16 protein-coding genes are annotated in these 14,505 nt (G+C 38.0%); 10 read left to right on the top strand and 6 right to left on the bottom strand.

The annotated features are described in order from the left end of the window. Positions 1 to 1,518: a capsule assembly Wzi family protein gene (locus QL995_RS07290; protein WP_007584708.1), complete on the bottom strand. Its 1,518-nt coding sequence runs from the start codon at positions 1,516 to 1,518 to the stop codon at positions 1 to 3. Positions 1,519 to 1,729: 211 nt separating this feature from the next. On the opposite strand from QL995_RS07290, the gene QL995_RS07285 reads away from it, so the two are divergent. Together QL995_RS07285 and QL995_RS07280 are read left to right on the top strand one after the other, a co-directional pair. Further along, positions 1,730 to 2,800, top strand: coding sequence for a glycosyltransferase family 1 protein (locus QL995_RS07285; RefSeq protein ID WP_165729386.1), 1,071 nt, complete (start codon positions 1,730 to 1,732; stop codon positions 2,798 to 2,800). Continuing rightward, entirely contained in the window at positions 2,800 to 3,885 is a 1,086-nt protein-coding gene (locus QL995_RS07280) for a glycosyltransferase (RefSeq protein WP_290293839.1), read from the top strand. Before QL995_RS07285 ends, QL995_RS07280 begins: the two co-directional genes overlap by 1 nt. 31 nt (positions 3,886 to 3,916) lie before the next feature. Here QL995_RS07280 and QL995_RS07275 read toward each other — a convergent pair whose 3' ends face one another. After that, positions 3,917 to 4,645 carry a 3-deoxy-D-manno-octulosonic acid kinase gene (locus QL995_RS07275; RefSeq protein WP_007584712.1) on the bottom strand — a complete coding sequence of 243 codons (729 nt, stop codon included), beginning with the start codon at positions 4,643 to 4,645 and terminating at the stop codon, positions 3,917 to 3,919. Positions 4,646 to 4,767: 122 nt separating this feature from the next. Between QL995_RS07275 and QL995_RS07270 the strand changes: the two genes are divergently transcribed. The 6 genes from QL995_RS07270 (at position 4,768) to glpG (ending at position 10,029) form a co-directional block, all read left to right on the top strand. Further along, a complete protein-coding gene (locus QL995_RS07270) occupies positions 4,768 to 5,826 on the top strand; it encodes a glycosyltransferase family 9 protein (protein WP_282113898.1) in 1,059 nt (352 codons plus the stop codon). Beyond that, the gene (gene gmhB / locus QL995_RS07265; protein ID WP_290293838.1) at positions 5,826 to 6,389 is read left to right on the top strand and encodes a D-glycero-beta-D-manno-heptose 1,7-bisphosphate 7-phosphatase; all 564 of its coding nucleotides are present in this window, start codon (positions 5,826 to 5,828) and stop codon (positions 6,387 to 6,389) included. The genes QL995_RS07270 and gmhB overlap by 1 nt, the downstream gene beginning before the upstream one ends. A 169-nt stretch (positions 6,390 to 6,558) precedes the next feature. After that, entirely contained in the window at positions 6,559 to 7,752 is a 1,194-nt protein-coding gene (locus tag QL995_RS07260) for a glycine C-acetyltransferase (RefSeq protein ID WP_024611251.1), read from the top strand. Between the two features lie 50 nt (positions 7,753 to 7,802). After that, on the top strand, positions 7,803 to 8,828 hold the full coding sequence (tdh, locus tag QL995_RS07255; RefSeq protein WP_290293837.1) for an L-threonine 3-dehydrogenase: 1,026 nt from the start codon (positions 7,803 to 7,805) through the stop codon (positions 8,826 to 8,828). A 68-nt stretch (positions 8,829 to 8,896) separates the two neighbouring features. Continuing rightward, a complete protein-coding gene (gene glpE / locus QL995_RS07250) occupies positions 8,897 to 9,214 on the top strand; it encodes a thiosulfate sulfurtransferase GlpE (protein WP_007584717.1) in 318 nt (105 codons plus the stop codon). Beyond that, the gene (glpG, locus tag QL995_RS07245) at positions 9,211 to 10,029 is read left to right on the top strand and encodes a rhomboid family intramembrane serine protease GlpG (protein ID WP_290293836.1); all 819 of its coding nucleotides are present in this window, start codon (positions 9,211 to 9,213) and stop codon (positions 10,027 to 10,029) included. The genes glpE and glpG overlap by 4 nt, the downstream gene beginning before the upstream one ends. Positions 10,030 to 10,032: 3 nt before the next feature. Here glpG and QL995_RS07240 read toward each other — a convergent pair whose 3' ends face one another. Further along, positions 10,033 to 10,431, bottom strand: a complete 399-nt coding sequence (locus tag QL995_RS07240; RefSeq protein ID WP_165726534.1) for a flagellar basal body-associated protein FliL — start codon at positions 10,429 to 10,431, stop codon at positions 10,033 to 10,035. Positions 10,432 to 10,585: 154 nt separating this feature from the next. Here QL995_RS07240 and QL995_RS07235 point away from each other — a divergent pair, with 154 nt between their 5' ends. Together QL995_RS07235 and ubiA are read left to right on the top strand one after the other, a co-directional pair. After that, positions 10,586 to 11,125, top strand: a complete 540-nt coding sequence (locus QL995_RS07235; protein ID WP_024594081.1) for a chorismate lyase — start codon at positions 10,586 to 10,588, stop codon at positions 11,123 to 11,125. Next, the gene (ubiA, locus tag QL995_RS07230) at positions 11,122 to 12,000 is read left to right on the top strand and encodes a 4-hydroxybenzoate octaprenyltransferase (protein WP_169043771.1); all 879 of its coding nucleotides are present in this window, start codon (positions 11,122 to 11,124) and stop codon (positions 11,998 to 12,000) included. Before QL995_RS07235 ends, ubiA begins: the two co-directional genes overlap by 4 nt. 37 nt (positions 12,001 to 12,037) lie before the next feature. Here ubiA and QL995_RS07225 read toward each other — a convergent pair whose 3' ends face one another. The 3 genes from QL995_RS07225 to QL995_RS07215 all read right to left on the bottom strand — a co-directional run bounded on the left by QL995_RS07225 (position 12,038) and on the right by QL995_RS07215 (position 14,435). After that, positions 12,038 to 12,658: a 2OG-Fe(II) oxygenase gene (locus QL995_RS07225; protein WP_007584723.1), complete on the bottom strand. Its 621-nt coding sequence runs from the start codon at positions 12,656 to 12,658 to the stop codon at positions 12,038 to 12,040. A 92-nt stretch (positions 12,659 to 12,750) separates the two neighbouring features. Next, on the bottom strand, positions 12,751 to 13,635 hold the full coding sequence (locus QL995_RS07220) for a LysR substrate-binding domain-containing protein (RefSeq protein WP_007584725.1): 885 nt from the start codon (positions 13,633 to 13,635) through the stop codon (positions 12,751 to 12,753). A gap of 377 nt (positions 13,636 to 14,012) precedes the next feature. Continuing rightward, positions 14,013 to 14,435, bottom strand: a complete 423-nt coding sequence (locus QL995_RS07215; protein ID WP_007584730.1) for a DUF2721 domain-containing protein — start codon at positions 14,433 to 14,435, stop codon at positions 14,013 to 14,015. Positions 14,436 to 14,505: the final 70 nt, after the last annotated feature.

The raw sequence follows: 14,505 nt of genomic DNA, 5'->3' as shown, positions 1-14,505 counted from the left end.
TTAAAAGTTATATTCGTACTTAGCAAACGCAGAAGTATCGTTTTCAGCACCGTCGTTGTTAGATGCAAAAGCACCTAAAGTGACGCGCCCTCCCATAGAGAGCATTCTGTAACGCAGTTCTAATTGCTTAGAGTTAAACCCTGTTTTAGTAATAGAATTCCCTAAATCTGGGTTGTTAGGGTAAAGGTCCCTGTTATCGCTGTTGTAATCAACACTGCGTAATTTTACCTGCCAATCGTTTCCATTAGATAACTGACCTAGCAGAGTTAAAACGACTGATTGTGCATCGTTATCGTAGGTTGAGCCAATTGTACGACCATGGTATCGGTAGCCTGATCTATAAGCCGACAACTTGTCATCATGCTCATAGTAACAATTTTCAACTTTTGATTCAGCTTGGCATGAAACACCAGTATCTATATATTCAACATTTACTAATATGTTCTGAGTGTATATGCGTTGTGTTGTTTGAATACCAAAAAGATATGCTCTGTCGGAAGGCTTAAATTGAGAGCTTGCGTCTTCACCTATAGTGCTAATGTAGATTGCATATGGGTGTGTTAACAAGGTATCAGACCAGCGGATATCAATACCAGCCAGTTGATTACCTATTTTTGACTCAAATTGACTGTCACAGCTGTCATTACCATCTGTGCAAGTTGTTTGGCCAGTTATAACATCAATAAAATCACCTGCAGAGCTAGGTTGTCCATCGCCAGCCCATTGTGCAGACCAGCTAAGTGCAATTTCTAACTGTTGAATAGGGCGAAAATTAACACGAGTACTCCACAGTAAAGCATCAGGTATAACACGCGTAGACTCAAGTTTAGCCATTTGTGCAGTAAAGCTCCATTGACCAATCCAGCTCAGCCATGGTGTATCGAAAGCAGTACTTTTTTCTCTGGTAACACTTAGTGCAGGTAAAGGTTTCGCATTACCTGACATAATTAAGCTGTTATCAACACCAGGTCCCCAAAATTGTTCAACAGCACCGGCTCTAAAAATCCAGTTACCTAAACGGTAAGCTAAGTAACTATTATCAAGTGAGGTATCGTTACAATCGGTTAAAGCTTGCTCGTTGGTAACTATATCGTCAGTCGTTTTTCCATCAACTAAACATTTTTTACCGTCTTTTCTATAATTTACAGCTACTTTAGCTGCAAAGTTATCGCCTAAATAAGCGTAAGCTGCAGAAAGCTCTGTTTCTTGAGTATTTGTTGCACCAAAGCTTGTTGCTATGATTGGATCTGTGGCTGCAAAAGCTGATAATTGAAGACTATGTGAGCTATTATTTTCTGATTTATATCGATGTTTAACGCGAAGTAAAGCATCTTGTAAGCTTGGAGATAATTGCTCCAGCGGCATACTTTCCACATCGCTTATAAAACTTTTCCACATAAGCGGATAGGTAGTTACAGGAGCTAAAATAACACCGGCATCAGCTAATTGTTGAATATCAGCTCTTAGACCATAATCATCGGGTTTTACCCATGGCTCAGCATTAACTGATGCGCTCATAGCGCAAAAAAGAGTAGAAAGTAGAAAAATTCTGTTTCGCAAAGTTCAGATCCTTGTGATTAAGATTGCGGCTAAGTTTATCAATCTAAGTCTGCTATTGCAGTAAATAATCAAATTTATAGAGTTAATTTAATATATTAAAATGTAACCTGTCTATCGTAATAAGTATCTGATTGATATACTGGAGCTCAAATAGGACATTGAGAATGCAATGAGCAACAAACGACTTTTATTTATTCCAGTATCATCACCAGAAGGCATTGGTGAATATATGCGCTCGTTGTTGTTGGCTCAAAGTTTACAGGCAGAACTTGCAGATTCTCTCGATATTCACTTTATATTAAATAAGCATACAAGCTACGCAAAAGATTGTCCTTTTGAAGCCACACTACTCGAACACTCAGCGACTAAAGAGCTTGATTTTGTTTGCGACTTTATAGAGCAATTTAAACCTGATGTCGTTGTTTTTGATTGTGCAGGACGTGCAGGGCATATGAAGGCGGCTAAAAAGGTAGGCGCTAAAGTTATATTCATTTCTCAGCATGCAAAAAAACGTGCTAAAGGCTTAAAACTTAACAGAATTAATTTAATTGATACACATTGGGTTGTACAGCCTGATTATTGTATTGAGCCACTTACATGGGCTGAAAGTACGAAGTTAGACATGTTTCCCTTGGCACATCCTCGAAATGTAGGTCCTTTTGTTACATTTGCCTCTTGCGCGCAAAAACGTGATGTTTTAAATCGCTATAACTTAGTATCGGAAGGCTATTTTATTGTAAATGCTGGCTCAGGCGGACATGTATTAAATAACCTTAATTGCGCTGATGTTTACTTTAAAGCCGCGCTTAAAATTACTAAGCACACTGGTTTAAAAGCAGTTGTTGTGTTTGGTCCCAATTATAAGAAAGCCATTCCTGAGAGTGATGAGGTTACTTGTTTAGCAAGTCTGCAAAGTACTGATTTTTTGGCATTAATGAGCCAAGCTAAAATCGCATTACTTAGCGGTGGAGATACTTTACTGCAAGCAATTGCAGTTCAAACCCCCGTTGTGGCATGTGCTATCTCAAAAGATCAAAATACACGTTTGGATCATTGTGTTAATGCAGGTGTTGTCATAAAAGCAAATCTTGATATTGATGAAATCACTACAAAAATAGCTCAGGTTATTAGCGAGCCTTTCTATAATGAATTCGTTGCTAAATATAGTCAACTTGATAATACACATAGCTTCGATGTGATCACTAATGGCATAAAAAATATGCTTATAGGGGATCGCTAATGAATATAGTGATTGTAATTGATTCCCTAGTGGGTGGTGGTGCTGAAAAAGTAATGCTTACCCTTGCTGAGGAAATGGCCAAGTTAAAGCACCGAATCACTATTTTGTCTCTTGCTAACTTTATTGAATATAATATCCCTGAAGTACTTAACGTGGAGAGTTTATTCGCACATAGGGCATCAAAAGTAGATCGATTTTGGCAGCGTAAAAATAGCATTTTAACACTACAAACTTGGTTTGAAAAAAAACAAAGCGAGCTGGGCAATATTGATTTAGTGCTTTCTAATCTTGATAGAAGTAATAACTTGCTCGCGCGTAGTAATATCAAAAATGTTCATTTTGTTATTCACAACTCAGTTAATGCAGAACTTGCACGTCAAAAAAAGTTAGGTCCATTTTCATACTTATATCTTAAAAAAAGTAAGCAAAATTTAAATGGTAAATCACTTATTTGCGTATCAAAGGGTGTTGAAAAAGAAATAATACAAGGGGATTTAATTAACCCAAGTGCAATTGCGACTATTTACAACCCGTTCGATTTTGAAAAAATAAGACAGCAAGCAAATGAGCAAAATAACAATATCCCAAATGAGCCCTACTTAATTCATGTAGGAAGACTCGCCAAACAAAAACGCCACGATATATTATTTGCAGCATTTGCAAAGCTTGATAAAAAATACAAGTTAGTACTTTTATGTAATAAACCGGCTAAAGCGCTAAAGCTTGCACAGGAATACGGCATAGAAAAACAGTTAGTAGTGCCAGGATTTCAACAAAACCCGTACAACTGGATTAAGCATGCCAAAGCTTTAGTGTTGAGTTCTGATTTTGAAGGACTTCCAACGGTATTAATTGAGGCTTTAGCGGTGGGTACTCCGGTAGTTAGTACTAATTGTACATTTGGACCAAGCGAGATATTAACAGGCGAGCTAAGTAAATATTTAGTACCCGTTCAGCAAAGTGAGGCATTAGCCAATGCCGTTAAGCAGGTGCTAGCAGATAAGCCAAATGTAGAAAACGCAGATATTCTAAAACAAGTACAGGCAGAGCAGGTTGCTCTGCAGTATTTAGCATTGGCTAACTAAGTTAACTTATATTAGGTTAACTTATATTAGGTTAACTTATATTAGCGAGTGCTTTGAGGTAGTTGCTATGCAGAGTTTGCCAGTCAGTCGCTTGCCAATTAAATGACTCGTTTCGACCTTGTTCTTTTAAAAATGAGCGCTCAAGTCGTTCCATATTACTTTGTTGCCACTGCACATTAGGCATTTTTATTTCACCTCTATCAAAGTCGATAATGTACACATCACCAGTATCATCAAACAAAATGTTATTAATGTTTAAATCGGCGTGATACACACCTTTTGAATGAAATAGCGCGATTGTTTTAGCTATGCGCTCCAACTCATCTTCGGTCAATGGGCGTTCAATTAATACATCGAGTACACTTTTAGCGCCTTTAACAGCCTCGGTAATAATATCACCACGATAAATTAATCCGCTGCGGGTTACTTTAGCTGCAATAGGGGTTGGTACGTTTAAACCAAGCTCTATAAGTTTACTCATTAAGCTAAACTCTTTATACACACGGGTTTGTTCAAGTCCTGGGTATAAATATTGATCGCTTAGCAATTTACCTACTAAGCCACCGCGCCAATAATGCCTAAGTACGGCTGTTAATTCGTCTTGCTTAAAAAACCACGCAGTTGCTCGACCTTTTTTAGCGCCCACAATTTTATTTTGTTGTTGCCAATAATTTGCATCAAACCAATCGAGGGTAATTTGGCTCGTGTATTTAGGGTGGCTTAATACAGTGTGATTGCCTTGCACGTGTTGTTTAAACATAGCTCTGCGTAATTGCTAAATAATGTGCCTATATTAGCGCGTTTTAAAGCTGAGGATAAGTGCTTGCAATAGCGTGATTATAATTTAAGATCGGCTTTTGTATTTAATACCTAAGGGAATGTGTGACTCAAGCTCCTAACTATTCATCTATTTGTATATTAAGACTCTCAGCCATTGGTGACGTATGTCATGGTGTGAGTGCTGTACAAGCCATTCAAAAAGCACACCCAAATGCAAAAATCACCTGGGTTATTGGTAAAATAGAAGCGATGTTACTTGCCGACTTACCGGGTGTTGAGCTGGTGGTATTTGATAAAAAACAAGGTAAAGCAGCACTTAAAAGCTTAAAGCAACGCTTTAAAGATCAACAGTTTGATGTACTACTTAATATGCAAGTTGCATTAAGGGCTGGGTTTGTAGCGCGTTGTATTCCTGCAAAAGTAAAAATAGGGTTTGATTGGGCGCGTTCAAAAGAATTGCACAGCTTGTTTATTAATAAACGAATAGCCCCAGAAGCTCAGGCGCATGTGCTTGAAGGCTTTAAAGGTTTTGCAAAAGCCATTGGTGTAGCTGATTATAAACCGAGTTGGGACATGCCATATACAGAGCAAGACCAAGCGGTTGCTGATGAACTACTAACACCAGAGTACCTAACTAATAAACTGTTAGTAATATCGCCATCAGCAAGTAAAGCACAGCGCAATTGGCTCGCTGATTGTTATGCAGCATTGGCTGATTATGCAAATGAGCAAGGCTTTAAGGTGGTATTGACGGGGGGGCCAACAGAACTTGAAATTAACCTAGCAAATAGTATTGTTGAGTATAGTAAAACACCTATTTTAAATTTAGTGGGTAAAACGAAACTCAAAGAGTTGTTGTGCGTGTTAAAGCGTGGCAGCTTAGTGCTTGCGCCCGATACGGGTCCTGCACATATGGCGGTAACGGTTGGTACGCCGGTTATTGGTTTATACGCACATTCAAACCCAGCACGCACAGGTCCTTACTTATACCAAGACTACGTGGTAGAGGTTTATCATCAAAATTTGCTTAAGCAAACTGGTAAAACAGCTGAGCAAGTGCCGTGGGGTACGCGCGTAAAAGGCGATGATTTAATGAGCCAAATTACAGTTGATAACGTAAAAGCGATGTTTGATCATGTTGTACAAAAAGAGTCTTTGTAATGAATGCACAAAAAAAAAATAAAGCACTTTTTTTAGACCGAGATGGCGTAGTAAATGTTGACCATGGTTATGTGTATCAAAGCGATAAATTTGAATTTATTGAAGGTGTTTTTAGTACTTGTAAAGCATTTTATGATGCGGGCTATAAAATCATAATCGTCACTAATCAATCTGGAATTGGCCGAGGTTATTACACCGAAACTGATTTTTTAGCACTAACTGATTGGATGAAAACCCAATTTAGCGATCACAGTATTGAAGTTGCCGATGTGTACTTTTGCCCTCATCACCCTAAAAAAGCGCACCCTGAATATTTGAAAGAGTGCAGTTGCAGAAAGCCTGCGCCAGGGATGTTATTGCAAGGCATACAAGAGCATAACATCGACCCTGCTTGCAGTATAATGGTGGGCGATAAACTCAGTGATATGGAGGCTGCGAAAAAAGCAGGGATCACTACCCGCGTTTTAGTGCGTTCAGGTCAAAGCTTTGATGAAAGTGCCAAGCAAGAGGCTGATTTAATTATCGATTCTATAAACAGTTTACCTGCACTTTTAAAGACATAAATAGACTAAACAGATTAGCCTGTAAACTGGCAGGAATTCCTTCCAGTTTAGGGCGTTTGCGACGAACTGCAAACCGTGCATTTTCCCCATTAAACTTTTACAATACCCCCCATAATAAACAGTCGCTTAAATGTGGTTGTTTACCCGTTCAAATAAATGGAGAACACAGATGAGAGCATCTGCTTTTTTTAGCCAGCTACAACAGCAAATTGAAGACGTAAAAACCGAAGGTTTGTATAAAAGCGAACGTATTATTAAATCTCAGCAGCAAGCTCAAATCGAAGTTGCGTCAGGTAAAGTAATCAACTTTTGTGCTAATAACTACTTAGGTTTAGCTAATAGCCCAGAGCTAATTGAAGCTGCGCAAAACGGTTTAAATAATCATGGTTTTGGTGTGGCGTCTGTTCGTTTTATTTGTGGTACGCAAGATATTCATAAAACACTAGAGAAAAAAATCAGTGAGTTTTTAGAAACAGAAGATACGATTTTATATTCTTCATGTTTTGATGCAAATACAGGCTTGTTTGAGACTATTTTAGGCGCAGAAGACGCTATTATTTCTGATTCATTAAACCATGCATCAATTATTGATGGTGTACGTTTGTGTAAAGCCAAGCGTTTTCGTTATGCAAATAACGATATGGCTGATCTTGAAAAGCAACTTATTGCAGCAGATGAAGCCGGCGTTAAAACTAAGCTAATAGCGACTGATGGCGTGTTTTCTATGGACGGCGTTATTTGTAATTTAGAAGCCGTGTGTGACCTAGCCGATAAATACGATGCACTTGTAATGGTTGATGACTCTCACGCAGTTGGCTTTGTTGGCGAAAACGGTAAAGGTACACCTGAGTACTGTAATGTATTAGACCGTGTAGATATTATCACCGGCACATTAGGCAAAGCGCTAGGTGGCGCTTCAGGTGGTTATACATCAGGTAAAAAAGAAATTGTTGAATGGTTGCGCCAACGTTCGCGCCCTTATTTATTCTCAAACTCATTAGCGCCTTCAATTGTTACTGCATCAATTAAAGTACTTGAAATGCTAGAAAGTGGCGGCGAGCTTCGCGCTAAACTTTGGTCAAATGCTAAATATTTCCGTGAGCAAATGGAAGCTGCTGGTTTTACGTGTGCAGGTAAAGATCATGCAATTATTCCAGTAATGCTGGGAGATGCAAAAGTAGCCTCGTTAATGGCTGATAAGTTACTTGTTGAAGGTATTTACGTAACCGGTTTTTCATTCCCAGTAGTACCAAAAGGGCAAGCACGTATTCGTACACAAATTTCAGCGGCGCATAGCATTGAGCAACTCGATATTGCTATTGATGCATTTACCCGTATTGGTAAAGAAATGGGCGTTATTTAATTTTATTTTAAACCGAAGCCTTGCTTCGGTTTTTTAGTTGAGTGTGAATTATGAAAGCATTATCTAAATTAAAAGCAGAACCGGGCATTTGGATGACAGATGCGCCAAAGCCAGAAGTAGGTCATAACGACTTACTGATTAAAATTCGTAAAACAGCTATTTGTGGTACCGACGTACATATTTACAAATGGGATGAATGGGCAAGCAAAACTATTCCTACTCCAATGGTTGTTGGTCACGAATATGTTGGTAAAGTCGTTGATATGGGCCAGGAAGTTCGTGGCTTTAAAGTAGGTGACCGCGTATCGGGTGAAGGTCATATTACGTGTGGGCACTGTCGTAACTGTCGTGCTGGGCGTGTACATTTATGCCGTAATACAACAGGCGTAGGTGTAAATCGTGAAGGTGCATTTGCAGAGTATTTAGTTATTCCTGCGTTTAATGCATTTAAAATTCCAGATAATATTTCTGACGAACTGGCTTCTATTTTTGACCCGTTTGGCAACGCTGTTCATACCGCATTATCGTTCGACTTAGTTGGCGAAGATGTACTTATTACTGGTGCAGGCCCAATTGGTATTATGGCAGCAGCGGTTGCAAAACACGTTGGTGCTCGCCACGTCGTTATTACCGACGTGAATGAATACCGCCTAGATTTAGCCCGCAAAATGGGTGCATCTCGCGCGGTAAACGTGGCAAGCGAAAAGCTTGAAAATGTAATAAAAGACTTAGGTATGACAGAGGGCTTTGATATTGGTCTTGAAATGTCAGGTGTGCCAAGCGCTTTTAATTCAATGCTTAATAACATGAACCACGGCGGTAAAATTGCCATGCTAGGTATTCCACCATCTGATATGGCAGTTGATTGGAACCAAGTTATTTTTAAAGGTTTAGTGATTAAAGGTATTTACGGTCGCGAAATGTTCGAAACGTGGTACAAAATGGCAAGCTTGATTCAATCTGGTCTTGATTTGAACCCAATCATTACACATCAGTATTCTGTGGATGACTTCCAAGCTGGCTTTGATATGATGATTTCAGGTCAGTCAGGTAAAGTAATTTTAAACTGGGATTAGTTCCTAACTAAATTACAAGAAGGGCGGCTTTAGCCGCCTTTTTTATACTATTAATTAAAGAGACTTCAATGGCATTTAAACACATTTCTATAGCGCAAACGTTAGAACTTCTAGATAAAGAAGACGTTGTAATTGCAGATATTCGCGATCCAAATTCGTATCAAGCTGGTCGTATTCCAGGCTCAGAAGCGCTTTCTAACGGTAATATTGCACAATTTATGATGGAAAAAGAATTCGATCAGCCAATTATTATTGTGTGTTACCACGGTATGAGCTCTCAGGGCGCAGCTAGTTATTTAGTTGAGCAAGGTTTTGAAGACGTATACAGCATGGATGGCGGTTTTACTGCTTGGGAAGCGTCTTATAGCGAGAAAGTAGAACGATGATAGAGCTTGGCAGTTTAAATAACCCACGCGCCGCACAAGGCTTTATAGATTATTTAAAAAGCCAAGGCCTAGATGCAAAGATACACTCAGCAGATGGCAGTAATGTCATTATTAGCGTGACTGAGGAGGACTTTCATCAAGTTCAGCCTTTATGGGTTGAGTTTACACAAAACCCTAATCATGAAAAATACCAGCAAGCATCTTGGGATGTAGGCAGCACACAATCGCCGCTTAAATATCAAGGGCAATCACTTAATCTTATGGCGCGGTTTAAAGCGCTTAGCTGGCTTAACCAAACTGTTAGCATATTAAGTATTGTTATTTATGTCGCTTTTTTATTAGGGGGATTTGATGAAATTTATACAGCCCTGCAATTTAATCCATCACAACCACTTAGTTGGTTGACTCCCGCGCTCCTTCACTTTAGCGCGATGCATATTGTGTTCAATTTAATTTGGTGGATGTCGCTTGGTGACAATATCGAAAAGCAATGCGGAAAACTCAGCTTAATAGGTTTGTTTTTAGTGACTGCGCTTATTAGTAATTGGGCGCAGTACTTAATGGCTGGGCCAAATTTCGGCGGATTAAGTGGTGTTGTATATGGGTTACTTGGTTTTTGTTGGATCCACAGCTTTTTAAACCCTAAAAAACCAGCGCTGGTTAGTACGGCTATTGTTGGCTTCATGTTGATTTGGCTGGTGTTAGGTTTTGCTGATGTATTGTTTGTTGGTATAGCTAATTGGGCGCACTTAGGTGGATTAGTTAGCGGTATGGCTTTTGCCTACACCGCCAAAGTATTTAACGCAAAACGTTAAATACTAATGATATAAATACTTAGTGAACAAGACTTCACGGATGATCTCTTGTCCTGTTTCTTCTTTTAAAAGGCTTTTTAGTTTTTCGGCGCACTTTACGCGTATTTCTTCACGGCCAGTAAGGGATTTTATTTTTTCTTCAGGCTCTTTAGATAAAATCTCTACTAGGGCATCACGTAGTAATGGCGTGTGGTGCTCTACTACTGCAATATCTGAAGTGTCATTAAGCATTAAATCAATAGTTACACGCACATAGCCCATTTTTTTACTTGATGCGCCAATGTAGTTGGTGATTATATCGGGCTCAAAACCAAAATAACCAACTGTAGATTCAGCACGAGCTGTAAAGCTTATGACACTTACAAAGAACGTAAAAAGACCTGCGTATACTATTTTTTTCATATTTAAAGCGTTTCTTAAAACTTGTTACAAATAGTTTATACTTAATAGTGGGTAATAAACAGCGCCAAGCTATTATTTATGGTTATAAAACATCACTTTTTCAAAAGCTTTGGCAATGGTATCATCTCGTTGTTTTTTATTTTGTTGAGCTATTGTGATTACTTATCCTCTGTCTATATCTGCTAATTGGCAGTCCACTTCATATGTAAGTGACTTATCTCCTCTAGAGCAAGAATGGCTTTTTGAACCTAATTCTTTAACTGCTAAATTAAAAAGTAAATCACAAATTTTTAGTGTAAGAGTATTAAGCGAGCAGTTATTTACTTTAAGCCTAGAGCAAAAGTTACTGCTAAACAGCACAGCTAAAACAGCTATTAATAGAGAAGTACTCTTATTGTGCGATAACAAACCTGTGGTGTACGCACAAAGCTGGCTTCCTAAAAATGATTCGAACAATCCTTTGCACAATATGGGTGAACGACCTTTAGGTGATGTGATTTTTCAAGACCCAGCACTAAAACGAACGGATATAGAAATTGCTTATTTTGATGCCAAACACCCCGTTCAGCAATTAGTTGCAAAATTAGACCTACCCGGAAAAAACTTACTAGGGCGTCGAAGTGTATTTTCACTCAAAGAATATAAATTTTTAGTGTGTGAAGTGTTTTTACCAGGAGCATATTTATACTCATGAAATTAGCCGTTTTAAAGCCAAAACATATTTCTTACTATATACAGCTAATGCGTATAGATAAGCCCATTGGTACCTTGTTATTACTTTGGCCAACATACTGGGCTTTATGGCTTGCTAATAGTGGGATGCCGAGCTTACTCAACTTTATTATATTTACGCTGGGCGTTGTTGTTATGCGAAGTGCAGGGTGTGTAATTAATGATTTTGCAGATAGGAAAATAGACGGCTCTGTAAAACGCACAGCTCAGCGGCCGCTAGCTTCAGGGCGGGTTAGTAGTGGTGAAGCACTTAGCCTATTTTTACTGCTCATAGTTATTGCGTTTATTTTAGTATTAATGCTTAGCGTTAATACTATTTTGCTTTCTTTTGGGGCTTTGGCTTTAGCCTTTTGCTACCCTTTTATGAAACGCTATACGCAATTACCACAAGTTGTTTTAGGAGCTGCATTTGGTTGGGCTATTCCAATGGCCTATATGGCTTCAATAAATGCATTACCTCAGCAGGCATGGTTATTATTTATAGCCAACATTTGCTGGACAGTCGCTTATGACACTATGTATGCGATGGTTGATAGAGATGACGATTTAAAAATAGGGGTAAAATCAACCGCTATTTTATTTGGTAAATACGACCGCCACATAATCTTTTTACTTAATGCTGTATTTATATCGCTGGTTGCGTTTATTGGTATAAGTAATCATTTAAGTGTCGCGTTTGGCATTGGTTTGAGTGTGGCTGCTGGTTTATTGGCATATCAACAAACGCTTATTCATAAACGTGAAAGAGATGCCTGCTTTAAAGCGTTTTTAAATAATCATTATGTGGGCTTGGCTATCTTTATAGGGTTATTACTTTCATACCCAATAGCATTTTAAAGCCTTAATAAAGGCTGTTAAAATTCTCTATTTAGAGCTATCGGGGTGGATCAATAATGCCGCTAATAGAGGCGTTTTTTCTAAACCATCCAGCAATAGAATAGCGTTCGTCAACTGCAGGGAGCACTTCATGAGCAAAACGTTCGCTTTCAAACATAACCAATGTGCCAGCAGTTGGTTTAATGGTTATTTCTACTTCTTTACTTTTAGGTTTATATATAACAAGTTCGCCACCTTGCTCTGGCGTATTTAAATAAAGCACCGTTGTAAATACACGATTAGATCGACCTTTAAATGCATCTAAGTGTTTTTTGTAAAAATCACCCTGTGTATATTTTGCATAATGGCATTCGTAATCAAATAGCCCCATAAAAAAGCTACGATTTAACGTGGTTTTTATACTTTGCATTATTGCTTGATACGTAAGCTGTGCTTGAGAGCTGCCGTCAAACCAATAGGTTTTGTCAGTGCGAATAGTTTTATCTATTTGTAAGTTATTTAATCGACCAATACCGGCAAGGCTAAAGTGGGGGTTTATACGGTGACAATCTGCAACTAAATCGTTAACTAAATCGGCAATAAGCGCGTTATGAATTACGGTGTATCCTTGGCGTTCTATATCATCTAAATAGACATCAGGACCAAAAAGTGTGTTCATTCACATCAGCTGTTTAAAAAAGGTGCGACAGTGTAGCCGAAAAGCGATTTAAAGCTACTGTTTATTGTGCCGCACTTTTTCAAAAAGAAGGGTTAGTTAAATGCAGCTCCCGCTTTTTTTATAAGCGACAACAAGTGTTCTACATGTTCGGTAATAGACGTTTGTTGGCTTGTCTGTACAACGAGTTGTTCGTGATTTAAATCTTTATTTGTTTTTAGTTGCACGAGTTCAGAGTTCTCTGCGATTGTGTTCGCATGCTCAATGCTTGCTATAGCAAAGTGATCTGATTTAACTACACCAGCCATTACTTGCTCAATGCTACCCACTTTAATACTTGATGATTTATTTAAAGAATCAATTGCTTCATTAAGCATAGTTTGCACTTGTTTAGATTGAGAGAAGCAGCCAAACATAGGGTAGCTATCAAGATTTTGCTTACTTATATCGTTTTTATGTGCAAGAGGGTGATTTTTTGAAACAAATAATACAAGCTGATCAGGTAAGTGAATGTCACTGCCAATACTATTAATAGCTTGAGAGTATACACTTATGTCTATTTCACCTTGTTGGAGTCTGCGTGTTAGCTCTTGTTGATCTTGTAACTGCATTTCAATTTTTATATGAGGATATTGAGCTAAAAACTGTCCACAAGAAATAGGTACTATGCTGCTTGCCTTATTGGTATAGCCAATAACAAGTTTTTCATTAGCATTACCGTTTACTGATTGAAAAATCCGTTTTTTCGTTAGCTCAAGTTCCGATAGAGTCGTTTTAGCATATTCAAGGAAAAGTTCGCCTTCAGGCGTTAATTTAACAGAACGAGTTGAGCGTTTTACTAACTCATATCCCATTTCATTTTCAAGTGTTTGAATGCTGCGCGTTAGCGCTGAAGTACTAATTTGGGTTTGTTCAGCTGCTTGTCTAAAGTGACGTAATACACCAAGTGCTACAAATTGCTCTAATTGTTCAAATCTCACTTTATAGTCCCTTTTTATAAGTAAGTCGCAGATACCACGGATATCAAATATATTAATTTTTATTCTAAAGTTTAGTAAAATTCTATATTGAAATACGGTTGCAAGTTCATACGTGTTTCCAGCAGGATACCCCCCTTTTAGTATTAATTAAAGAGGAAAGCGACCAAATAGTATTACTTTTTTAATTGATAACTAGTTGTTTATTGTGTTTTGTCTATATTTTTGCAATTAACTATCTAGGCAAAGTTATTTTAACTCAGTGGGTTAGTTAGGATATTGGAATTTAATTGTTCTAATTAATAAAAAAGTACGCCCCAAGATAGGGCGCACATATAACATGATTATGACAAATAATAGGGTGTTTTATCTATAAGAGTTTATTTTACAAAATTTCTATTTATTCGGCTGCTTAATGGTTTATTTTCAATGCTTTGTAGTTCTATTTCAATCGCATCACAAGAAATATGTATTTCGAATAAAGACGTTAATAACGATAAACTTAAGCAAGCTAAGCTAATGCCAAATAAAATAATCCCTGTGGTATTAAATTCAATAAATAAAGCAAACATCGAAAATGTACACAGTAAAAAAGAGGCTACGCCGTATACCTGCATTGTTCTGATTAAGTTTATTCGTTTACGTAAGTTAGTGATTTGAGCGACTACAACAGGTCGGATAGATTCACCTTCGCGTGCATTTAACTCCCTAATTAATTGCGCTAAAACTAAAAATCGGTTTGTATAGGCTAATAATAGCAGCGATATGGCCGGAAAAAGTAAGCCCGGGGTTGTAAGTGTCATGTTTATTCCTTAAAAGTGCAGCATGCTAATAATTTAGCGTAGGATATTGTTAACACAAAATAAATGAGGT

It is taken from the genome of Pseudoalteromonas sp. APC 3358 (assembly GCF_030408075.1).
GTDB lineage: Bacteria > Pseudomonadota > Gammaproteobacteria > Enterobacterales > Alteromonadaceae > Pseudoalteromonas > Pseudoalteromonas arctica.
Note: the sequence above shows the minus strand (reverse complement) of the source record. Positions and strands in the feature narration are given on the sequence as shown.

Excerpts from the sequence above, each read along its gene's own strand:
- QL995_RS07290 (WP_007584708.1), bottom strand. The coding sequence starts at position 1,518 with ATGAGCGCATCAGTTAATGCTGAGCCATGGGTAAAACCCGATGATTAT.
- QL995_RS07285 (WP_165729386.1), top strand. The coding sequence starts at position 1,730 with ATGAGCAACAAACGACTTTTATTTATTCCAGTATCATCACCAGAAGGC.
- QL995_RS07280 (WP_290293839.1), top strand. The coding sequence starts at position 2,800 with ATGAATATAGTGATTGTAATTGATTCCCTAGTGGGTGGTGGTGCTGAA.
- QL995_RS07275 (WP_007584712.1), bottom strand. The coding sequence starts at position 4,645 with ATGTTTAAACAACACGTGCAAGGCAATCACACTGTATTAAGCCACCCT.
- gmhB (WP_290293838.1), top strand. The coding sequence starts at position 5,826 with ATGAATGCACAAAAAAAAAATAAAGCACTTTTTTTAGACCGAGATGGC.
- QL995_RS07260 (WP_024611251.1), top strand. The coding sequence starts at position 6,559 with ATGAGAGCATCTGCTTTTTTTAGCCAGCTACAACAGCAAATTGAAGAC.
- tdh (WP_290293837.1), top strand. The coding sequence starts at position 7,803 with ATGAAAGCATTATCTAAATTAAAAGCAGAACCGGGCATTTGGATGACA.
- glpE (WP_007584717.1), top strand. The coding sequence starts at position 8,897 with ATGGCATTTAAACACATTTCTATAGCGCAAACGTTAGAACTTCTAGAT.
- glpG (WP_290293836.1), top strand. The coding sequence starts at position 9,211 with ATGATAGAGCTTGGCAGTTTAAATAACCCACGCGCCGCACAAGGCTTT.
- QL995_RS07240 (WP_165726534.1), bottom strand. The coding sequence starts at position 10,431 with ATGAAAAAAATAGTATACGCAGGTCTTTTTACGTTCTTTGTAAGTGTC.
- ubiA (WP_169043771.1), top strand. The coding sequence starts at position 11,122 with ATGAAATTAGCCGTTTTAAAGCCAAAACATATTTCTTACTATATACAG.
- QL995_RS07225 (WP_007584723.1), bottom strand. The coding sequence starts at position 12,658 with ATGAACACACTTTTTGGTCCTGATGTCTATTTAGATGATATAGAACGC.
- QL995_RS07215 (WP_007584730.1), bottom strand. The coding sequence starts at position 14,435 with ATGACACTTACAACCCCGGGCTTACTTTTTCCGGCCATATCGCTGCTA.